Below are 2977 nucleotides of genomic sequence, written 5' to 3'. Positions count from 1 at the left end.
CTTCTGCTGGTTGCCGCCGGACAGAGTGGCGATGCCGGCCTCGCTGTCGCGGGGCCGGACGGCGAACCGGTCGATCAGGGCGACGGCGACGGCGCGTTCCCGGCGGGGCCGGATCCAGCGTGGCGCCGTCTCGCCCGCCGCGCCCGGGTTGGCCAGCAGGTTCTCCCGCACGGTCAGCTCGGTGAGGCAGCCCTCCCGCTGTCGGTCGCCGGGCACGAAGGCGACCCCGAGGGCGACCGCCTCCGGGACCGTACGAGGGTGGTACGGCCTGCCTGCCAGCAGGGCGCGTCCGCCGAGGAGTGGCCGGGCGCCCGCGAGGGCCCGGCCGAGGTCCATGTGTCCGGCGCCGGAGAGCCCGACCAGGCCCACCGCCTCCCCCGCCCTCAGGTCCAGGTCGACCGGTCCGGCTCCGGCGGTCCGTACGCCGTCGAGCAGCAGGACGGGCGGGCCGTCGGCGCGGGCCGGAACCGGACGGCGGCCGACGGGTTTCTCGCCGGTGATGTCGCGGACGAGGCTGCCGGGGGTGTGGCCCGCCAGGGGGCCGTGGCGGACGAGGTGGCCGTCGCGCAGGACGGCGAAGGTGTCGGCGACCTCGTACACCTCGTCCAGGCGGTGGCTGACGTAGAGGATGCCGTGGCCGCGGTCGCGCAGGGTGTGCAGGACGCGGAAGAGCCGGGCGCAGTCGGCGGCGGGGAGGCGGGCGGTCGGCTCGTCGAGCACGATGAGCTTCGCCCGTGCGGCGAGGGCGCGGGCGACGGCGACGAGGGAGCGTTCGGCGGGGGCGAGCCGGGACACGGTCGTGTCGGGGTCGAGATGGCCGGCGACGCTCCGCAGGGCCTCGGTGCAGCGCTCCCGGGTCCGGCTCCAGGAGATCAGCCCCGCGCGGCGGGCGTACCCGGTGCTCAGGGCGATGTTCTCGGCGACCGTCATCCACTCCACCAGGCCGAGGTCCTGGTGGATGAAGGACATCCGGTGGGCGGCGGCGTGGCCGCCGAGGGGGTGTCCGTCGACCTTGATCCGTCCGGCGTCGGCCTGGTGGACGCCGGCGAGGATCTTGATGAGGGTGGACTTCCCGGCCCCGTTGGGTCCGAGGAGGGCGAGGACGCTGCCTGCGTGGACGTCGAGGTCGACCCCGGCCAGCGCGAGGGTCCCGCCGAACCGTTTGGTGAGCCCGCGGATGCGGACCAGCGGTTCCGCCCCGTCGGCGGGGACCTCCTGCGCAGAGGTGTCGTGAACATCGTGCACGGACAGCTCCGGGGGTCGGCCTGGCGAGCCCTTCATGACTCGCGTCAGCGATAGTAACCGTACGTATCACACCAATTCTGGCATTTCGGCGCGGTCGAGGGGGCCGGTGCCGATGGCTCAGACGCCGTCGAGGTCGCAGGCGGCCCAGATGACCTTGCCCTCCGGCGTGTAGCGCGTCCCCCAGCTCTGCGCCAGCTGGGCGACGAGGAACAGACCGCGGCCGCCTTCGTCGGTGCTGGCCGCCCGGCGCAGGTGCGGGGCGGTGTTGCTGGTGTCGGAGACCTCGCAGATCAGGCAGCGGTCGCGCAGCAGCCGGACCCGGATGGGACCGCTGCCGTGGATGATGGCGTTGGTGACCAGCTCGCTGAGCATCAGCTCCGCGGCGAAGGCCGCCTCGTCGAGTCCCCACTCGGCCAGCGTGCGCATGGCGGAGGCGCGGACCTCGCTGACGCGGGCCGGGTCGGCGGGCAGCTCCCAGGTGGCGATGCGACCGGGGTCGAAGGCGTGGGTGCGGGCCACGACCACGGCGATGTCGTCGGCCGGATGGGCCGGTGCCACGGTGTCGAGGACCGCCCGGCAGGTCTCCTCCGGGGTGCGCTCGGCCTGCGCGAGGGCGGTGCTCAGCTGGTCGAGGACCACGTCGACGTCGCGGGTACGGTCCTCGATGAGCCCGTCGGTGTAGAGGACCAGTTCACTGCCCTCGGGCAGGTGGACCTCGACGGCCTCGAAGGGCAGGCCGCCCAGGCCCAGCGGCGGCCCGGCGGGCAGGTCGGGGAACGAGACCGTGCCGTCGGGGCGGACCAGCGCGGGCGGCGGGTGGCCGGCGCGGGCCATGCTGCACTGCTGCGTGGTCGGGTCGTAGACGGCGTACAGGCAGGTCGCGCCGATGATGCCGGCACCGTGGGAGGCGGGGTCCTCGCGGTCCAGCCGGTTCACGAGGTTGTCGAGGTGGGTGAGGACCTCGTCGGGCGGGAAGTCGAGTTCGGCGAAGCTGCGGGCGGCCGTGCGCAGCCGGCCCATGGTGGCGGCGGAGAACATGCCGTGGCCGACGACGTCGCCCACGAGGAGGCCGATGCGGGCGCCGGAGAGCGGGATGACGTCGTACCAGTCGCCGCCGACGTCGGACTCGGCGGGCAGATAGCGGTGGGCGACCTCGACGGCGTCCTGTTCGGGCACGCCGTGCGGGAGGAGGCTGCGCTGGAGGGCCAGGACCATGGTGCGTTCGCGGGTGTAGCGCCGGGCGTTGTCGAGGGACAGGGCGGCCCGGTGGGCGAGTTCCTGGGCGAGCCCCCGGTCGTCGTCGTCGAAGGGCGCGGAGTCGTGGGCGCGGTAGAAGGTGGCGACGCCGAGGGCGACGCCACGTGCCACCAGGGGCACCGCGATGAGGGAGCGAACGTGGCGCAGCAGCCGGTCGGTGTGCTCGGGGTCCTGCGCGAGCCAGTCGGCGGCGGTCGTCAGGTCGGGCTCCAGCATCGCTTCCCCGGAGGCCAGACAGCACAGCTGGGGTGCGGTCGGACCGTATTCGACCTGTTTGCCCACGGGCTTGAAGGGCGGCTCGTCGCTGACGCCGTGGACCACCGTGCGCCGCAGGTCGGCGCGGGGGTCCGTGGCCTCCTCGCCCCGCAGGACGGGTTCGGCCAGGTCGACGATGACGTGGTCGGCCAGCCGCGGGACGATCGTCTCGGCGAGTTCCTGGGCGGTACGGCGCACGTCGAGGGTGGTGCCGATGCGG

The 2977-nt window shown here is 74.1% G+C and carries 2 protein-coding genes; both read right to left on the bottom strand.

Annotation, left to right across the window (positions count from 1 at the left end):
• A partial coding sequence (locus tag AOK23_RS26900) for a sugar ABC transporter ATP-binding protein (RefSeq protein WP_055715212.1) occupies window positions 1-1245 on the bottom strand: 1245 nt, incomplete at its 3' end.
• 117 nt (window positions 1246-1362) lie between these two features.
• A partial coding sequence (locus tag AOK23_RS26895; RefSeq protein WP_157878163.1) for an ATP-binding SpoIIE family protein phosphatase occupies window positions 1363-2977 on the bottom strand: 1615 nt, incomplete at its 5' end.

This window comes from Streptomyces torulosus, assembly GCF_001419765.1.
Taxonomy (GTDB): Bacteria; Actinomycetota; Actinomycetes; order Streptomycetales; family Streptomycetaceae; genus Streptomyces; species Streptomyces torulosus.
Note: the sequence above shows the minus strand (reverse complement) of the source record. Positions and strands in the feature narration are given on the sequence as shown.